We start from the raw sequence: 17,794 nt of genomic DNA on the forward strand, positions 1-17,794 counted from the left end.
CATAAATTGCGCTGGATTACAGGCAATCCAGCGCGTGCTCCTGTTTGGAATCCGGTCCCTGTGGGAGCTGGCTTGCCAGCGATGGCATCGACTCAGTTCCACTGTGAACCGAGTTGCCTGCATCGCTGGCAAGCCAGCTCCCACATGACCGCATTCCTGCATTGATTTCTTAGCGGCCTTTGAACTGCGTCACGTTCGCCGACCGTGCTTCGGTCTGCGCCTGGCCCGCAACGCCCAGACGCTCGCCAGTCTTGGCATCGAACAACAACACTTTCGACGGATCGAATTGCAGCGTCAGGGTTTCGCCCACCTGCGGTGCCACGTCCGGTGCCAGGCGGCAGCAGACCTTGGTCTCATTCAAGTTGACGAACACCAGCGTATCCGGACCGGTCGGTTCGGTGACCTGCACTTCGGCCTTGATGCTCGGCAGACCATTGCCCTCGCCGTTCGCCAGAACAATCTGTTCCGGGCGCAGGCCGAGGATCACTTCGCGATCTTCCAGCCCTGCGTCCTGCATGCTCATCGGCAACTCGCAACGCGCCTGACCGCTGTCGAGCAGCGCCAGCAAACGACCGTCCTTGCGTTGCAGACGCAGCGGAATGAAGTTCATCGGCGGCGAACCGATAAAGCTCGCCACGAACAGGTTGGCCGGATCGTTGTAGATCTCTTTCGGCGTGCCGAACTGCTGAATGATCCCGTCCTTCATCACCGCCACTTTGTCGCCCAGGGTCATCGCTTCGATCTGGTCGTGGGTCACGTAGACCGTGGTGGTTTTCAGGCGCTGGTGCATCAGTTTCATTTCGGTACGCATCTCGACGCGCAGCTTGGCGTCGAGGTTGGACAGCGGTTCATCGAACAGATAAATCTTCGGCCGCCGCGCCAGTGCACGGCCCATTGCCACACGCTGTTGCTGACCACCGGAGAGCTGACCCGGCTTGCGGTTGAGCAGGTGTTCGATCTGCAGCAGCTTGGCCACGCGCGCGACTTCTTCGTCGATCGCCGACGGGCTCATCTTGCGGATCTTCAGACCGAACTCGATGTTCTCGCGCACGCTCATGGTCGGGTACAGCGCGTAGGACTGGAACACCATGGCGATGTCACGATCCTTCGGGCTCATGCCGCTGACGTCCTGATCGCCGATCATGATCGCGCCACCGGTGATGGTCTCGAGGCCGGCGATGCAGTTCATCAGGGTCGACTTGCCACAGCCCGACGGGCCGACCAAGATCAGGAACTCACCGTCCTTGATCGACAGTTCGATGTTCTTCAGGGTGTCCGGCAGGCCGGCACCGTAGGTCTTGTTGACGTTGCGAAGTTCGAGCGTTGCCATGATTACCCCTTGACTGCGCCGGCCGTCAGCCCGCGCACGAAATACTTGCCTGCGACCACATAGACCAGCAGGGTCGGCAGGCCGGCGATCATCGCCGCTGCCATATCAACGTTGTATTCCTTGGCGCCGGTGCTGGTGTTGACCAGGTTGTTCAGCGCCACCGTGATCGGTTGCGAATCACCGCTGGAGAACACCACACCGAACAGGAAGTCGTTCCAGATCTGGGTGAACTGCCAGATCAGGCAGACCATGATGATCGGCGTCGACATCGGCAGAATGATCTGCCGGAAAATCGTGAAGAACCCCGCGCCATCCAGCCGTGCAGCCTTGATCAGCGCATCGGGAATGCTCACGTAGTAGTTACGGAAGAACAGCGTGGTGAACGCTAGACCATAGACCACGTGCACGAACACCAGGCCGGTGGTGGTGCTCGCCAGGCCCATCTTGCCGAGGGTGAACGAGGCCGGCAGCAGCACGGTCTGGAACGGCAGGAAGCAGCCGAACAGCAGCAGACCGAAGAACAGCTGCGAACCGCGGAAGCGCCAGAACGACAACACGTAGCCGTTCAGCGCGCCGATGGCGGTGGAGATGACCACGGCCGGCACGGTGATCTTGATCGAGTTCCAGAAGTAGCCGTCCACCGTGGCCCAGGCCTTGACCCAGCCGATGCCGCTGACCACGGTCGGCCAGCTCAGCAGGTTGCCGGTGCTGATGTCTTCCGGGGTCTTAAAGCTGGTCAGCAGCATCACCACCAGCGGAATCAGGTACAGCAATACCGCGAGGATCAGCACCGCGTAGATCGCCACGCGACTCAGGCTGAAGGCGGGTTTGGCAGCGAGACTAGTCATGACGCTTGGTCCTCAGCTCGGAGTACAGGTAAGGCACGATGATCGCGAGAATCGCACCGAGCATCAGAATCGCACTGGCCGAGCCCATGCCCATCTGGCCGCGACTGAAAGTGAAGGAGTACATGAACATCGCCGGCAGGTCGGAGGAATAACCCGGGCCTCCCGCTGTCATCGCCGCGACCAGGTCGAAGCTCTTGATCGCGATGTGCGCCAGAATCATCACCGCACTGAAGAACACCGGACGCAGGCTGGGCAGCACCACTTTCCAGTAGATGGTCGGCATGCTCGCGCCATCGATCTGCGCGGCACGGATGATCGACTGATCAACGCCACGCAGGCCGGCAAGGAACATCGCCATGATGAAGCCCGAGGCCTGCCACACGGCAGCGATCACCAGGCAGTAGACCACGCGATCCGGGTCGATCAGCCAGTCCAGACGGAAGCCTTCCCAGCCCCAGTCACGCAACAATTTGTCCAGGCCCATGCCCGGGTTGAGCAACCATTTCCACGCGGTACCGGTGACGATCATCGAGAGCGCCATCGGGTACAGGTAAATGGTGCGGATAAAGCCTTCGCGACGGATGCGCTGGTCGAGGAACACCGCCAGCAACACGCCTATCACCAGGGTGATGCCGATGAACATGCCACCAAATACCGCGAGGTTCTTGCTCGCCACCCACCAGCGATCGTTGTCGAACAGCCGTGCGTATTGCGCCAGACCGGCCCACTTGTAGTTGGGCAGGAACGTCGAGGTGGTGAACGACAGCACGAACGTCCACAGGATGTAGCCATAGAAGCCCACCAGCACGATGAACATGCTCGGCGCCAGCACCAGTTTCGGTAGCCAGCGCTGCAGTGCATCGAACGGCGAGGCTTTGCTGAACACAGCAACAGAACTCATGGGGAAATCCAGAATAATGATTTACGAGAGCATTCCCCTTGTAGGAGTGAGCCTGCTCGCGATTGCGGTGTGTCAGTTGATGAATCCTTTATCTGACAGATCGCTATCGCGAGCAGGCTCACTCCTACAGGGGCCAAGCATTACTTGGCCGACTGAACCGCCGCACCCAGTTTCTTGGCCGCATCGGCCGGGTCGGCTTTCGGGTCGTTGATGTAGTTGGTCACCACATCAAAGAACGCGCCCTGCACCGCCAGCGTGGTCGCCATGTTGTGCGCCATGCTCGGCTGCAGGCCACCGGACTTGGCGTCTGCCAGGAAGTCCTTGGCGGCGGTCTGCGCGCAGGAGTCGAAACCGAGTTTGTCCATGTTGTTCAACATGTCGTTACGAACCGGGATCGAGCCCTTGTTGATGCTGAAGACTTTCTGGAAGTTTTCACCCAGCACGACTTTGGCGATGTCCTGCTGACCGGCCGCCGTGCCTTTGTCTTTCTGCTTGAACACCGCCAAGGAGTCGATGTTGTAGGTGAATGCCTTGTCGGTGCCCGGGAACGCTACGCACTCGTAGTCCTTGCCGGCGACTTTCTTGGCGGCGGTCCATTCGGACTTGGCCCAGTCACCCATGATCTGCATGCCAGCCTTGCCGTTGATGACCTTGGCCGCTTCCAGGTTCCAGTCCTGACCCTTGCCGTCGGCGTCCATGTAGGTCGCGACTTTCTTCAGCTCGGTCAGCGCCTTGACCATTTCCGGGCCGGTCAGCGCCTTGTTGTCCAGATCGACCAGGGCTTTCTTGTAACCATCAACGCCCATGACCGAGAGCACCACGGCTTCGAACACGGTGCTGTCCTGCCAAGGCTGACCGCCGTGAGCCAGCGGGATGAAGCCCGCAGCCTTGAGCTTGTCGCCGGCGGCGTAGAATTCTTCGAGGGTGGTCGGGTTCTTGGTGATGCCGGCTTTCTTGAAGACTTCCGGGTTGATCCACAGCCAGTTCACCCGGTGAATGTTCACCGGTACGGCCACGTAATCACCGTCGTACTTCACGGTATCGGAGACTTTCTTGTCGAGCAGGCTGTCCCACTTCTCTTCTTTGGCCACGTCCTTCAGGACGTCGGTGTCGAGCAGACCGGTGGAAGCCCATTCCTGGATGTCCGGACCTTTGATCTGGGCGACGCCCGGTGGGTTGCCGGCAACGGCGCGGCTTTTCAGCACGGTCATGGCCGTGGCACCGCCACCGCCGGCGACAGCGCCGTCTTTCCAGGTGAAACCGTCTTTTTCAACTTGCGCCTTGAGCACATCGACAGCGGCTTTTTCGCCACCGGACGTCCACCAGTGCACGACTTCGACCGAACCTTTGGATTCGGCAGCGGAAACACTGAGAGGCAGCATTGCGAGCGGGAACAGGGAGGCGACAGAAATGACAGTAGCGAGGCGAGAAATCGCATTCATCTGAGATGTACCTTTCTTGTTGTTATGCATGCAAGTCTGGTGCTTGCGCTGCACAGGAGTTTAAACAGGGCGATTCCCTTCGCAGGTAACGAAGGGACGCGCAAATGTCACCACATGGTTACACAGGAGCAGGCCGGGATATTTGCGCCAGAGCTGTCGCCATACTCGGTGACAAGGGTAGACGAGGGATCAATACCGCCTGCCAGGCATGATACAGATCGGGTTTGCCCGGCCAGATATCGGCGCTCGGACGGTTTTGCGGACCGAGTTCGTGGTGCCAGCTGCCGTCGCAGCGATCGATGAAATGGCCTTCACAGAATTCCCAGAACAGCCGGTACCAGGTTTCGTATTGCGCATCTCCGGTGCGTTTGAGCAAGGCGCTGGCTGCGGCGCTGGCCTCGGCATGGGTCCAGTGCAAACGGTGACGCACCACGGCTTTGTTGTCCCAGTCGAGGGTGTAGACGATCCCCGGGGCGCCATCGACGTCCCAGCCGTTGCGGCAATTCTGCTCGAAGAGTTTTTGCGCATCGGTCGCCAGCCAACCGGGCGTGAGCATTCCGGCCTGGACCCGCGCGGCTTCGAGGTGCAGCAACAGCCGCGCCCACTCGAAACCGTGGCCCGGCGTGGTGCCGTAAGGTCGGAAGCCGTCAGCGGGATTGTCGCGGTTGTACTCGCGCAGCGGTTGCCAGTCGCGATCGAAGTGCTCGATGACCATGTAGCCATTGGCGGCAGCGTGACCGTGGATCACCCGCTCGACGATGCGTTGTGCACGCACCAGCCAGCGTGGATCTTCCGTGACATCGGCCAGCGCGAGGAATGCTTCGGTAGCGTGCATGTTGCTGTTGGCGCCGCGATAGGCTTCTTCTTCGCGCCAGTCGCGATTGAAGAATTCGCGCATCGCGCCCTCTTCTTCGCTCCAGAAATACGTGTCGATGATGTCGATCGCATCATCCAGCAGCGCCTGGGCGCCGGGACGTTGCGCTACCACCGCCGAGCTGGCCGCGAGCGCGACAAAGGCATGCAGGTAGGCGTTCTTGCCGGTGTTGCCATCGCGATGTTCGGCGACCGCAAACCAGCCGCCGTGCAGCGCATCCCGCAGCGGCCCGCGCAGGGCGGCGATGCCGTGATCGACCAGCTCCGCGAACCCCGGCAAGCCCTGAATATGGGCCATGGCGAAACTGTGGGTCATGCGCGCGGTGTTCATGGTTTCGGCTTGCGCGTGCGCCGGCAGACGGCCGCGCTCGTCGAGGTTGCCGAAACCTTCAGGCAGCTTTGCTGCCTTGGCGAATGCCAGCAGGCGCAGACCTTCGTCGGCGAGCCATTGCTGGTGGGCAGGGGCGTTCAGCCAACTGCTGAAGCCTGGGTGGAAGGTGTCCATGAGTGGCCCTTTTTTGTTGTTATGACTGCGGGCAGTCTAAACAACAGGCCGGGGTGGGCTTGTAACGAAGGGGACGGGTTTTGTCACCGGATCGTGACATAGGTGCGAAGTGAAACCTGTGGCGAGGGAGCTTGCTCCCGCTGTGGCGCGAAGCGGCACCCAAAAGACGGCCTGCTGCGCAGTCCAGCGGGAGCAAGCTCCCTCGCCACAGGGAAAGTATCAGTCAACACTGCGCGGTAACTGCAGGGTCACGCGCAACCCGCCCTCACGCAAATTCTGCAACGTCACCTCACCGCCATGGCTGTGGGCGATGTTGCGTGCAATGCCCAGACCGAGGCCATATCCCTGCTGCTGCCCGGCCAGCCGAAAGTGCGGCTCGAACACCTGCTCCAGCCGCTGCTCCGGCACCCCCGGGCCTTCGTCGTCGACGTGCAGCACGAAGGCGCTTTCATCGTCGTCGATGTGCAGATGCGCGTTCTGCCCGTACTTCAACGCATTGTCGATCAGATTGCCGATGCAGCGCTTGAGTGCCAAAGGCTTGCCCGGATAGGTCGCCAGCGCCCGCCCGTGCTGAGTCACGCGGCCGTTGCCGTTGGGCGCCAGATACGGCTCCACCAGACAGTCGAGCACATGATTGAGATCCACCGGCTCGATGTTCTCGTGGATGTCGGTGTCTTTCACGCACTGCAGCGCGCCTTTGACCAGCATCTCCAGTTCATCCAGATCGCGGCCGAATTTGGCTTGAAGTTTCTCGTCTTCCAGCAGTTCGACGCGCAAGCGCAGACGGGTGATCGGCGTGCGCAGGTCATGGGAAATCGCGCTGAACAACTGGCTGCGTTCGGTCAGGTAACGGCTGATGCGTTCGCGCATGGTGTTGAACGCGCGCCCCACTTCCACCACTTCACTGCCGCCGCCCTCGGCCACCGGCTCGACGTCGGCGCCCAGCGACAGGTCCCGCGCCGCCCGCGCCAGACGCTTGAGCGGCCGGCTCTGCCAGTGCACCAGCAAGCCGATGAACAACAGCAGAAAACCGCTGGTGAGGACGATGAACCAAACCTGCTGCGCCGGCAGGCCCTGCTCTTCAAGACTGGTGTAGGGTTCGGGCAACAGCGACGCGATGTACAGCCATTCGCCGGGCGCCATCTGAATCTGCGTCACCAGCACCGGCGGGTTCACCGGTTCCAGGGTCAGCGCGTAATGCGCCCAAGAGCGCGGCAGTTCATCGAGTTTCAGCCCGGCATTGAAGATTCGCAGATCCTCGGGGCTGACGAAGGTCACCGAGATATCGGTATCGTGGCCCAGCGACTGACGCAGTACTTCGTCCACCGCCTGAATCACCGCAGCTTTGCGCGGGGTGATCGGCAGAACCTCCATGCCCAGCGGTTTGTCGTTGAGCGTGACCACGAAACGGGTGCCGCCCATGCTGCGCAACTGGTCGAGCACCAGCGGGCGGTACGCCACCGGCAACGAGCGGAAATAGCTGACGCTGGCGGTCATCGAATGGGCCAGGCTGCGGGCGCTGGTGACCAGGCCTTCGAGCTGGGTCGCGCGCAATTGCGAAACCCAGATCACGCTCGACAAGGTCTGTGCGAACAGCACCGCGAGCAACGTCAGCAGCAGCATCCGCCCGAGCAGCGAACGCGGCACCGGTACTTTGCTGGCAAGCCCGCGCAGCGACTCAGTGAGCATTGCCGGCAACCACATTGGCTGCCAGTTGGTAGCCACTGCCGCGCACGGTGCGGATCAGTCGCGGCGGTTTTTCCGTGTCGCGCAGGCGCTGACGCAAGCGGCTGACGGCCATGTCGACGATGCGATCGAGCGGCATCAGGTCACGGCCACGGGTGGCGTTGCCGATGGTGTCGCGGTCGAGGATTTCCTGCGGGTGATCGAGAAACAACTTCAGCAGCGCAAAGTCGGCGCCGGAGAGAATCACTTCTTCGCCGTCGGTGTGGAATAGTCGATGACTGACCATGTCCAGCCGCCACTCGTCGAAGGCCAGCACGTCGCTGCCGCTGCGCTCCTGGCCGAACTGCGCCCGCCGCAGCAACGCCTTGATTCGGGCTTGCAGTTCACGAGGGCTGAAAGGTTTGCCGAGGTAGTCGTCAGCGCCGAGTTCCAGCCCGATCACGCGGTCGGCTTCGTCGGAACTGGCGGTGAGCATGATGATCGGCACCTGCGCCTGACGCGGATGCTGACGCACCCAGCGGCACAGGCTGAAACCGTCTTCATCGGGCAGCATCACATCGAGGATCACCAGATCGCTGGGCGCCTCGTTGAGTGCCTGGCGGAAACTGGCGCCATCGGCCGTGGCCCGCACCTGAAACCCGGCGCGGGTCAGGTAGGTTTCCAGCAACTCGCGTATTTCCTGGTCGTCATCGACCAACAATATCGACTTGTTGACTGAGCTCACTTCGAAGGCATCCTTGTTGTTGGAATTGGGGCGGATTATGCCTGATGAACCTTGGAAATTTGTTGCCTGTTCTGGCCTCATCGCTGGCAAGCCAGCTCCCACAAGGTCTTGTACACATCCTGAGATTGTCTTCAATCCTGTGGGAGCTGGCTTGCCAGCGATGAAAGCGACTCGGTCTCAAGCCTGTTCGAGTGCCACACCGGCACCCACCAGCCCCGAATACGGCGCCGTCACCAGCCACACCGGAATGCCCTTGAAGTAATCACTCATGCAGCCCTTGTCGGCGAAGCTGCGGGCGAAACCGCTTTCGACGAAAAAGTCGGCAAAGCGCGGAATCACCCCGCCAACGATGTACACGCCGCCGCGACCACCGGTGGTCAGTACGTTGTTGCCGGCCACGCGGCCGAGCCAGCAGCAGAACTGCTCCAACACTTCCAGCGCGATCGGGTCACCGGCCAGACCGGCGGCGGTGATTGCTTCCGGCGTATCAAGCTTTGGTTCATGTCCGTCCACTGCGCAGATCGCACGATAAACTCGCGGCAAACCGCCACCGCTCAGCGCTGTTTCCGCACTGACATGGCCGATCTCGTTGTGGATGTGCTGCCAGAGCTGGGTTTCACGCAGGCTGCTCAGCGGCAGATCAACGTGACCGCCCTCCCCCGGCAAGGCGGCAAACCGCCCTTCGCCGAGATCGAGCAAGGTGCCGACGCCCAGGCCAGTGCCCGGGCCGATCACCACCGCCGGGCGCAACGGCTCCGGCGTACCTTCGCAGACCACGCGGAATTCGCCGGGCTGCAAACGGGTCATGCCCAGCGCCATCGCCGAGAAGTCGTTGATCAGCAGCAGTTGCTCGACCTGCAAGGTCTGGCAGAACGCCGTGCGGCTCAGGCGCCAGTGATTGTTGGTGAACTTGAATTCATCACCACTCACCGGCCCCGCCACCGACAGGCACACCGAACCGATCGAACCCGGCGCCAGACCGAGGCCGCCCAGGTACAGGCTGATCGCCTGTTCCGGGCTGGCGTGGTCGGCTGTCGCGAGCACCTGAACCGATTCCAGTTGCTGGTTTTTCCACAACGCGAACCGCGCGTTGGTGCCTCCGATATCACCGACCAAAGCCAGTTTCAATTAAGCGTCTCCAGGGCAGAAGTGAAGGCGCTGGCGCCCTGCTCCGCCGAGCTGAAGGCCAAACGCATGAAGCCAAACAGTTCGCGACCGCTGCCGATGTTGTTGTCCAACAGGCCTTTGGCGGGTTCGCGCGCTGCAAATTCGGCGGCGTCGACCTTGAGTTCCAAAGTGCCTTTGACGCCATCGACGCGGATGATATCGCCCTCTTGCACTCGCGCCAAAGCACCGCCGACATAAGCCTCGGGGCTGACGTGAATCGCCGCCGGGATTTTCCCCGACGCGCCGGACATGCGCCCGTCGGTGACCAGCGCGACTTTGAAGCCGCGATCCTGCAGCACGCCGAGGAACGGCGTCATCTTGTGCAGCTCGGGCATGCCGTTGGAGCGCGGGCCCTGGAAGCGCATCACCGCGACAAAATCCTTCTCCAGCAAACCGGCCTTGAACGCATCGGCCAGATCCTGCTGATCCTGGAACACCATGGCCGGTGCTTCGACGATCTGGTTTTCCAGCGCCACGGCGGAAACTTTCATCACCCCGCGACCAAGGTTGCCTTCCATCACCCGCAAGCCGCCCTCGGCGGAGAACGCGCGCGCCACCGGGCGCAGGATGTTTTCGTCGAGGCTGTCGGTCGGGCCTTCGCGCCACACCAGCTCACCGTTATCGAGGAACGGCTCTTGGGTGTAGCGGCTCAGACCATGGCCGAGCACGGTGTTGACGTCTTCGTGCAGCAGGCCCGCTTCAAGCAGCTCACGGATCAGGAACGACATACCGCCAGCGGCCTGGAAGTGGTTGATGTCGGCTTTGCCGTTCGGGTAGACGTGGCTCAGGGTCGGTACGACTTCGGAGAGGTCGGCCATGTCCTGCCAGGTCAGCTGGATGCCAGCGGCCATGGCGATGGCCGGCATGTGCAGGGTGTGGTTGGTCGAGCCGCCGGTGGCGTGCAGCGCGACGATCGAGTTGACCAGCGCCTTCTCGTCGACGATTTCGCCGATCGGCATGAAGTTGCCGTTCTGTTTGGTCAGACGCGTGACCTGATGCGCGGCTTCGCGGGTCAGGGCATCACGCAGCGGGGTGTTCGGGTTGACGAACGAAGCGCCCGGCAAGTGCAGGCCCATGACTTCCATCAGCAACTGGTTGGTGTTGGCGGTACCGTAGAAGGTACAAGTGCCTGGGCTGTGGTAGGACTTCATCTCCGATTCCAGCAGCTCTTCGCGGGTTGCCTTGCCTTCGGCGTACTTCTGCCGCACGTCGGCTTTTTCCTTGTTGGAAATACCCGAGACCATCGGCCCGCCCGGGACGAAAATCGTCGGCAGATGGCCGAAGCGCAGGGAGCCCATCATCAGGCCCGGCACGATCTTGTCGCAGATGCCGAGCATCAGCGCGCCGTCGAACATGTTGTGCGACAGCGCCACCGCCGTGGACATGGCGATCACTTCGCGGCTCGGCAGGCTCAGCTCCATGCCCGGCTCGCCCTGGGTCACGCCATCGCACATCGCTGGCGTACCGCCGGCGAACTGGCCGACCGAACCGATTTCGCGCAAGGCGTTCTTGATCTGCTGGGGAAAGACTTCGTACGGCTGGTGCGCCGAGAGCATGTCGTTATACGAAGAAACGATGGCGATGTTCGCCGAGTTCATCATCCGCAAGCTGTGCTTGTCTTCGCTGCCACACCCGGCCACGCCGTGGGCGAAGTTGGCGCATTGCAGCTTGCCGCGCATCGGCCCGTCAGTGGCGGCACCGCGAATCAGTGCAAGGTAAGCCTGACGCGTGGCGCGGCTGCGGGCGATAAGCCGTTCGGTGACCTCAAGAACGCGGGGATGCATGTGTAGAACTCCAGGCTAACGGATGTGGCGACCTGATTGTCTATGCTGATCAAACGCCGTTGTTGTTGGAATGACAGACGGCTTTTTTGACCATTCGGACCAGTTGATTCAGGTCACTCGTTGTAGATAAAACAAAATATTGCCACTAAAAAGGCTTGTTTTCTATTTTTATGCGAATAATCTTGTAATTCCAACAACAAAACGACGGCGGCGCTGTTCAATGACTCTTCGAATCGCAATCAATGGTTTTGGCCGCATCGGCCGTAATGTCCTGCGCGCACTGTATACCCAAGGCTATCGACAGGATTTGCAGATCGTCGCCATCAACGATCTGGGCGACAGCGCCATCAACGCCCATCTGCTCAAATACGACACCGTTCACGGCACATTCGACGCCGAAGTGGCCCATGACAATGAGAGCCTGACGGTCAATGGCGACCGTATTGCGGTCAGCGCGATTCGCAACCCGGCCGAGCTGCCATGGGCGGCGGAAAAGATCGACGTGGTGTTCGAGTGCACCGGTCTGTTCACCGACCGCGCCAAAGCGGCCGCGCATCTTACTGCCGGCGCGCGCAAAGTGATCATCTCGGCCCCGGCCAAAGGTGCGGACGCTACCGTGGTTTATGGTGTGAACCACGACATTCTGCGCCAGTCGCACCAGATCATCTCCAACGCGTCGTGCACCACCAACTGCCTGGCGCCCGTGGCGCAGGTGCTGCACCGCGAGCTGGGCATTGAAAGCGGCCTGATGACCACCATTCATGCCTACACCAACGACCAGAACCTGACCGACGTCTACCACACCGACCCGTACCGCGCGCGCTCGGCCACGCAGAACATGATCCCGAGCAAGACCGGCGCCGCCGAAGCGGTGGGCCTGGTGCTGCCGGAACTGGCGGGCAAACTGACCGGCATGGCCGTGCGGGTGCCGGTGATCAATGTGTCGCTGGTGGACCTGACTGTGCAGTTGAAAAAGGAAGCCACGGCCGACGAGGTCAACGCGCTGATGAAAGCCGCCAGCCAGCATTCGAAAATTTTGGGTTACAACACGTTGCCGCTGGTTTCCAGCGACTTCAACCACAACCCGCTGTCGTCGATCTTCGACGCCAACCACACCAAAGCCAGCGGCAAACTGCTGAAGGTGCTGGCTTGGTACGACAACGAATGGGGTTTCTCCAACCGCATGCTGGATAACTGCCTGGCGCTGTGCAACGCCGAATAAAGCTACGCCGCCCCTGTAGGAGCTGCCGAAGGCTGCGATCTTTTGATCTTGATTTTGATTTTTTACAAACAAGATCAAAAGATCGCAGCCTTCGGCAGCTCCTACATTTGCCTGCTTCGTTCAAAAACAACACTTGACCAGTCGACTAGATGATAAGCATTATCATTCGCTCGAAATGGATCAGGTTCCCCCGTGAGTCAATCGCGCTTCAATCACGTCTTCCTCTCTCAGCGCACATCCCTGCTGCGCACGATCGAGCGGATGGTCAACAACCACAGCACCGCCGAAGACCTGTTGCAGGAGACCTACCTGCGCGTCACGCGGGCGCTGAGCGAGCGCGCCATCGATCACCTTGAACCCTTCGTGTTCCAGACTGCGCGCAATCTGGCGCTCGATCATCTGCGTGCGCGCAAGATCCATTCACGGACCATGGTCGATGACGTGCCGCAGGACGTGGTGCACAGCGTCGCCGCCCCCGCCAGCAGCGCCGAAGACGCCGCCCATGCCGAACAGATGCTGGAGCGCCTGAACGTGAGCCTCAGTCAACTCAGCCCCCGCCAGCAGCAGATTTTCATTCTCAGCCGCCTGCACGGGCACAGTTATCAGGAAATCGCCGACGAGTTGAACGTCTCGTTGAGCACCGTGCAGAAGGAACTCAAGCTGATCATGTCGATCTGCATCGGTGTCGCCGAGCGTCTGAATGGCGATTGAGGCCGTAAGACTTTTCTCTATGCATCAGCAGTGCCTGCACTGATCATCGGGCTTTGCTACCCTTGCCCGATTTTTACGCTTCACTAAAAAAACAGCCGTGCACAGACACTGCCGAGGACACACCGTGACGGACACCCACCGCTCGCCTTCGCCCGCAACGGCGCAGGACGCTGCAAGCGCAATGGACCAGGCTCTGGACTGGCTCATCGTGCTCGGCAGTGCGGACGACGAGCAGACCCGGCAGTTTCACGCCTGGCTGGCGGCCGATCCATTGAATGCGGAGGCGTTCGCCAAGGCTCAGGCGGTCTGGGACGGGCCGCAAGTCGCCCAGTGCGCGCAAAGCCTCGCGGCCAAACCGGCGAAAGTCACCGTTCTCAAGCGGTTGCGTCCGCACTGGAAACCGTTGGCCACCGCTGCGGTGCTGATTCTGGGCCTGTTCAGTTTCAGCAACCTGCCGATGCGCCTTCAAGCCGATCACCTGACCGTGGTCGGCGAGCGCCAGCGTCTGCAACTGGAGGATGGCTCCAGGGTGCTGCTCAACACCAACTCGGCGTTCTCCAGCACCATCAACGAACGCCAGAGCGTGGCGCGGCTGTATCAGGGCGAAGCGTTTTTCGAGGTTGCCGCCAATCGTGGTCAACCGTTGGAAATCGATGCCGGACCGGTACAGGCCAGCGTGCGCGACACCGCGTTCGCCGTGCGTTATCTGGACGGCGTCGCGCAGGTCAATGTGCAGCGCGGCGATGTCGATCTGCGCGCCACGCACAACGACGCGCGGGTGCGCTTGTCCGCCGGAGAAAGCATTCGCATCGGTCCCAATGGTTTCGATCATCCGGCCAAACTGGATACCGCCACCGATCTTGCCTGGGTCCAGGGCCGGTTGATTTTCGAGAACTGTCCGCTCGACAAGGTGCTGGCCGAACTGCGCCGCTACTACCCGGGCTGGATCATCAACACCAACGAGCAGTTGGCCGACGTCAACGTCACCGGCAATTACCGTCTCGACCAGCCGCTGGACGTCGTGCGTTCCCTCGCTCACATCACCTCGGCGCGCCTGCAGGAATTCCCCGCGCTGGTGATTTTGAACTAAATGAGAATTATTTTTACTCGATAGCCGAATCCCGTTCGTCTCGTTATAGCCAATGCAATTGATTCGCATCTTCTGACGCGAATCAGCACCTATAAAGATTCGTGCGACACGGAGCGCTATCGATGTCCTCTCGCCTTACCCGCCAGACTGCTACCCCTTCCCGCGTATTGTCGTTGCTGACGGCCGCCATCCTCATGGCCGGCACCGCACCGCTGATGGCCGCCACCGAACAACCGGCGCGCAACATGGGTGGTTATTCGTTCTCGATCGGCCAGCAACCGCTGGTGTCGGCGCTCAATGCCTTCACCAGCGTGACCGGCTGGCAGGTCGGCTTGCCGGCAGAACTGGGTCAGGGTGTTTCGTCGCCGGGCGTGCGCGGTTCGCTGCCGCCGGAGAAAGCCCTGGAGCGCCTGTTGGTGGGGACCAACCTGAGCTTCCGCAAGCTGAGCAACAACAATGTGGTGCTGGAGAAGCGCAGTACCAGCGGCGCACTCAATCTGGATCAGGTGACCATCAGCGCCACCCGCCAGGAGCAGTCGGTCAATAGCGTTCCGGCCACCGTCACTGTGCAGACCCGCCAGGATCTGGACCGCAACAACGTCAACACCATCAAGGATCTGGTGCGCTACGAGCCGGGCGTGTCCGTCGGCGGCGCCGGCCAGCGCGGCGGCATCAGCGGCTACAACATTCGCGGCATCGACGGCGACCGCATCCTGACGCAGGTTGACGGCGTCGAAGTGCCGGACGGGTTCTTCAACGGCCCGTACGCCAAGACCCAGCGCAATTACGTCGACCCGGAAATCGTCAAACGCGTGGAAATCCTCCGTGGCCCGGCCTCGGTGCTGTACGGCAGCAACGCCATCGGCGGCGCCGTCAGTTACTACACCCTCGACCCGGACGACATCATCAAGCCCGGCAAAGATGTCGGCGCCCGCCTGAAAACCGGTTACAGCTCCGCCGATGAGAGCTGGCTGAAATCCGCCACCGTCGCCGGCCGTGCCGAGCAGTTCGATGGCTTGCTGCACTTCAGCCAGCGCGACGGTCACGAAACCGACTCCTACGGCAGCAACAACGGCACCGGCCTGGCGCGCACCGCCGCCAACCCGGAAGACGTCAAAGCCACCAACGTACTGGCGAAAATCGGCTGGAACTACAACGAAGATTCGCGTCTCGGCCTGACCTACGAAAAGTACAAGGACGATCGCGACACCGATCAGAAAAGCGCCTACGGCGGCCCGTACTTCAATGGCGCGCCGACCATCCCCAACAGCATGCTGCCCGGCGGCATGTACCAGTGGCGCACCGGCAATGACACCATCACCCGCGAGCGTTTCGGCCTGGAGCATAGCTTTGCCCTCGACAGCCTGCTGGCGGATAACGTGAAGTGGAGCCTCAACCATCAGGTCGCCAAGACTGACCAGAGCACCGAGGAGTTCTACTACCCGATGACCCGTAAAGTGCTGCGCACTCGCGACACAATCTACGAGGAAAAACAGTGGGTATTCGATGCGCAACTGGACAAGGCCTTCGCCATCGGTGACACCGATCACGTGCTGACCTACGGCACCACGATCAAGCAGCAGAAGGTCACCGGCTCGCGCAGCGGCGACGGCAAGTGCCTGGCAGTCGGCCGTGGCTGCACCGCCATCGGCGCCACCAGCGCGGCAGACGTGCTGAAAAAATCCAGCGACTTCCCGGACCCGACCATCAACACCTACAGCCTGTTCGCCCAGGATCAGATCAGCTGGAACAAGTGGACCTTCCTCCCGGGCCTGCGCTACGACTACACCCAGCTCAAGCCGCACATCACCCAGGAATTCCTCAACACCGTGGCCGCCGATGGCAACGGCACGGTCAGCGACGAGAACAAGACCTGGCACAAAGTCTCGCCCAAATTCGGCCTGACCTACGCCCTGACCGATAACTACACCTGGTACGGCCAGTACGCCGAAGGTTTCCGCACGCCAACCGCCAAAGCGCTGTACGGCCGCTTCGAAAACAGCACCACCGGCTACAACGTGGCGCCGAACCCGAACCTCGAACCGGAGAAAAGCAAAAGCTATGAAACCGGTCTGCGCGGCAACTTCGAGCAAGGCTCGTTCGATGTGGCGGTGTTCTATAACAAGTACCGCGATTTCATCAACGAAGACGCCGTTACTCCCGGCTATGACGAGCTGACCTTCCAGTCGAGCAACATCAAGCACGCGACCATCAAGGGCGCCGAAGTCAAAGGTCGTCTGAACCTCGATGCGTTCGGCGCGCCGCAAGGCCTCTACACCCAAGGCTCGATCGCTTACGCCTACGGTCGCAACAACGACACCGGCGAGCCGCTCAACAGCGTCAACCCGCTGACCGGCGTGTTCGGCCTGGGTTACGACCAGGACAACTACGGTGGCCTGCTGAGCTGGACCGTGGTGAAGAAGAAGGATCGCGTCGACGACACGCAATTCAAGTCGCCGGACGGCGTCAGCAGCCAGTTCAAATCGCCAGGCTTCGGCATTCTCGACCTGGCCGGTTATTACAAGGTTACCGATGACGTCACCGTCAGCGGCGGCATTTATAACCTGACCGACAAGAAATACTGGCTGTGGGATGACGTACGCGGTTACGACGGTGTGGGCGAGGCTTCGGTCATCAGCCCGGCCAACCTCGACCGCCTGACCCAACCGGGCCGCAACTTCGCGATCAACCTGGTCTGGGACATCTGATCCGCACGGCCCTGCGGCGCGCATTGATCTGCGCGTCGCAGGGTTTTTTTTACGGTTTGGCAGCTGCCCGTTCGTCTCGTTAGCAAGCGCCTCTTTTATCAAGGACCTCCCATGACCACTTCGGAAAAAGCCCTGCGTTCACAACGCCTGAACCAGATCACCCACGAGCCGCACAGCAAACTCGATGCGCTGGTCAAGGCTCACGCGCCGTTCGAGACCCGCGCCAACTTCGCCCGTTTCGTGGTCGCGCAGTACCTGTTCCAGTCGGAGCTGGTTGACCTCTACAACAACCCCGAACTGACCGCCATCGTCCCGGATCTGCCGGCCCGTTGCCGCGCTGAAGCGGCCAAGGCCGATCTGGCGGATCTGCACACCGACATCCCGGCACCCGTGGCCGGCGCGCTGAAAAACCCAAGCAAGGCCCGCGCCCTCGGCTGGATTTTCGTTTCCGAAGGTTCGAAGCTGGGCGCGGCATTCCTGATCAAACGCGCGGTGGCGCTGGAGCTGAGCGAGACCTTCGGTGCGCGTCACCTGGGCGAGCCTGAAGGTGGCCGTGCCGAAGGCTGGAAAAGCTTCGTGCGCACCCTTGATTCGCTGCAGTTCACTGCCGAGGAAGAAGCTGAAGTGGAACAAGGCGCAATCGACGCATTCAACCGCTTCACCGTGCTGCTGGAACAGGCTTACGCCATCGAAGCCGAACCGGCCTGACCCCACACAAATCCCCTTGTAGGAGCTGCCGCAGGCTGCGATCTGTTGATCTTGAAAACAACATCAAAAGATCGCAGCCTGCGGCAGCTCCTACA

14 protein-coding genes are annotated in these 17,794 nt (G+C 61.2%); 5 read left to right on the top strand and 9 right to left on the bottom strand.

Annotated features, from left to right (window positions below; genetic code table 11):
* Nucleotides 1-169: 169 nt before the first annotated feature.
* From ugpC to edd, 9 genes are all read right to left on the bottom strand, one after another.
* Nucleotides 170-1,330, bottom strand: a complete 1,161-nt coding sequence (gene ugpC / locus ABV589_RS07980) for a sn-glycerol-3-phosphate ABC transporter ATP-binding protein UgpC (RefSeq protein ID WP_367085488.1) — start codon at nucleotides 1,328-1,330, stop codon at nucleotides 170-172.
* A 2-nt stretch (nucleotides 1,331-1,332) separates the two neighbouring features.
* On the bottom strand, nucleotides 1,333-2,178 hold the full coding sequence (locus ABV589_RS07985; RefSeq protein ID WP_007969317.1) for a carbohydrate ABC transporter permease: 846 nt from the start codon (nucleotides 2,176-2,178) through the stop codon (nucleotides 1,333-1,335).
* Entirely contained in the window at nucleotides 2,171-3,079 is a 909-nt protein-coding gene (locus ABV589_RS07990) for a carbohydrate ABC transporter permease (RefSeq protein WP_003227452.1), read from the bottom strand. The genes ABV589_RS07985 and ABV589_RS07990 overlap by 8 nt, the downstream gene beginning before the upstream one ends.
* Before the next feature lie 140 nt (nucleotides 3,080-3,219).
* Entirely contained in the window at nucleotides 3,220-4,521 is a 1,302-nt protein-coding gene (locus ABV589_RS07995; protein ID WP_367085489.1) for an ABC transporter substrate-binding protein, read from the bottom strand.
* 118 nt (nucleotides 4,522-4,639) lie between these two features.
* On the bottom strand, nucleotides 4,640-5,899 hold the full coding sequence (locus tag ABV589_RS08000) for an AGE family epimerase/isomerase (RefSeq protein WP_367085490.1): 1,260 nt from the start codon (nucleotides 5,897-5,899) through the stop codon (nucleotides 4,640-4,642).
* Nucleotides 5,900-6,118: 219 nt separating this feature from the next.
* On the bottom strand, nucleotides 6,119-7,588 hold the full coding sequence (locus tag ABV589_RS08005; protein WP_367085491.1) for an ATP-binding protein: 1,470 nt from the start codon (nucleotides 7,586-7,588) through the stop codon (nucleotides 6,119-6,121).
* Nucleotides 7,578-8,309 carry a response regulator transcription factor gene (locus tag ABV589_RS08010; protein WP_007917879.1) on the bottom strand — a complete coding sequence of 244 codons (732 nt, stop codon included), beginning with the start codon at nucleotides 8,307-8,309 and terminating at the stop codon, nucleotides 7,578-7,580. The genes ABV589_RS08005 and ABV589_RS08010 overlap by 11 nt, the downstream gene beginning before the upstream one ends.
* A gap of 177 nt (nucleotides 8,310-8,486) precedes the next feature.
* Complete coding sequence (locus ABV589_RS08015) at nucleotides 8,487-9,437, bottom strand: glucokinase (RefSeq protein WP_367085492.1); 951 nt, start codon at nucleotides 9,435-9,437, stop codon at nucleotides 8,487-8,489.
* Nucleotides 9,434-11,260, bottom strand: a complete 1,827-nt coding sequence (gene edd, locus ABV589_RS08020; RefSeq protein ID WP_367085493.1) for a phosphogluconate dehydratase — start codon at nucleotides 11,258-11,260, stop codon at nucleotides 9,434-9,436. Before edd ends, ABV589_RS08015 begins: the two co-directional genes overlap by 4 nt.
* Before the next feature lie 220 nt (nucleotides 11,261-11,480).
* Here edd and gap point away from each other — a divergent pair, with 220 nt between their 5' ends.
* From gap to ABV589_RS08045, 5 genes are all read left to right on the top strand, one after another.
* Complete coding sequence (gene gap / locus ABV589_RS08025) at nucleotides 11,481-12,482, top strand: type I glyceraldehyde-3-phosphate dehydrogenase (protein WP_095137054.1); 1,002 nt, start codon at nucleotides 11,481-11,483, stop codon at nucleotides 12,480-12,482.
* Between the two features lie 192 nt (nucleotides 12,483-12,674).
* Nucleotides 12,675-13,193, top strand: coding sequence for a sigma-70 family RNA polymerase sigma factor (locus tag ABV589_RS08030; RefSeq protein ID WP_108592185.1), 519 nt, complete (start codon nucleotides 12,675-12,677; stop codon nucleotides 13,191-13,193).
* Nucleotides 13,194-13,317: 124 nt separating this feature from the next.
* Nucleotides 13,318-14,283, top strand: coding sequence for a FecR domain-containing protein (locus ABV589_RS08035; protein ID WP_367085494.1), 966 nt, complete (start codon nucleotides 13,318-13,320; stop codon nucleotides 14,281-14,283).
* Between the two features lie 122 nt (nucleotides 14,284-14,405).
* Nucleotides 14,406-16,991, top strand: coding sequence for a TonB-dependent receptor (locus tag ABV589_RS08040; RefSeq protein ID WP_367085495.1), 2,586 nt, complete (start codon nucleotides 14,406-14,408; stop codon nucleotides 16,989-16,991).
* A gap of 111 nt (nucleotides 16,992-17,102) precedes the next feature.
* On the top strand, nucleotides 17,103-17,699 hold the full coding sequence (locus ABV589_RS08045; RefSeq protein ID WP_367085496.1) for a biliverdin-producing heme oxygenase: 597 nt from the start codon (nucleotides 17,103-17,105) through the stop codon (nucleotides 17,697-17,699).
* Nucleotides 17,700-17,794 lie beyond the last annotated feature (95 nt).

This window comes from Pseudomonas sp. HOU2, assembly GCF_040729435.1.
In the GTDB taxonomy this organism is placed as follows: domain Bacteria; phylum Pseudomonadota; class Gammaproteobacteria; order Pseudomonadales; family Pseudomonadaceae; genus Aquipseudomonas.